Source organism: Streptomyces sp. AC627_RSS907 (genome assembly GCF_019049165.1).
Genome location: NZ_JAGMUE010000390.1, coordinates 1 through 598, shown reverse-complemented (window position 1 = coordinate 598; position 598 = coordinate 1). Strand labels below are relative to the sequence as shown.

Sequence of the window (598 nt, the reverse complement as noted above, 5' to 3'; positions counted from 1 at the left end):
GTCGTCGGCGGCTTCCTCGACGCGCTGCCCGAGGCGGCGTGGGCCGGCTGAACGGGCGTTGTCACACCCCCGGCCTACGCTGGAAGCATGTGCCGAAGCATCAAGACACTCCGCCCCCCGGTCATGCCCGAGGTGAGCGAAGAAGACATCCAGGCAGCCGCCCTGCAGTACGTCCGCAAGGTGTCCGGCTTCCGGGCGCCGGCCGCGCACAACCGGGTCGCGTTCGACGAGGCCGTCGCCGCGGTGACGGACGCGACCAGGCAGTTGCTCGGCAGCCTGGAGGTGCGGGGCGCCGGCGCCCGCCGCGCGGACGCCACGCCCGGCTGAGCGCGCCGCGCACGCCGCGCGCGGGGCGGACCACTCCGCGCGCCGGCACAGTGGGTCACGAGTCGCTCGCCCACCGTGCCGTCGCGGTGGCGGCTTCCCTATGGTGGGGGAATGCCGCCGGATTCCACGGCCACGAAGGCCCGCCTGCTCGCCGCCGCCCGTGCCGAGTTCGCCCGGCACGGGGTCGCGGGTGCGCGGGTGGATCGGATCGCGGCGGCGGCGAAGGCCAACAAGCGCCTGCTCTACGTGTACTTCGGCAACAAGTGTGAGC

General features: G+C 74.2%; 2 protein-coding genes. Both read left to right on the top strand.

Annotated features, from left to right (window positions below):
- Positions 1 to 87 precede the first annotated feature (87 nt).
- Complete coding sequence (locus tag KUM32_RS36055; RefSeq protein WP_176160203.1) at positions 88 to 327, top strand: DUF2277 domain-containing protein; 240 nt, start codon at positions 88 to 90, stop codon at positions 325 to 327.
- Between the two features lie 111 nt (positions 328 to 438).
- A partial coding sequence (locus KUM32_RS36050) for a TetR family transcriptional regulator (RefSeq protein ID WP_217146124.1) occupies positions 439 to 598 on the top strand: 160 nt, incomplete at its 3' end.

What these genes read in the sequence shown, in the direction of transcription:
- KUM32_RS36055 (WP_176160203.1), top strand. Translation starts at nt 88, where the DNA reads ATGTGCCGAAGCATCAAGACACTCCGCCCCCCGGTCATGCCCGAGGTG.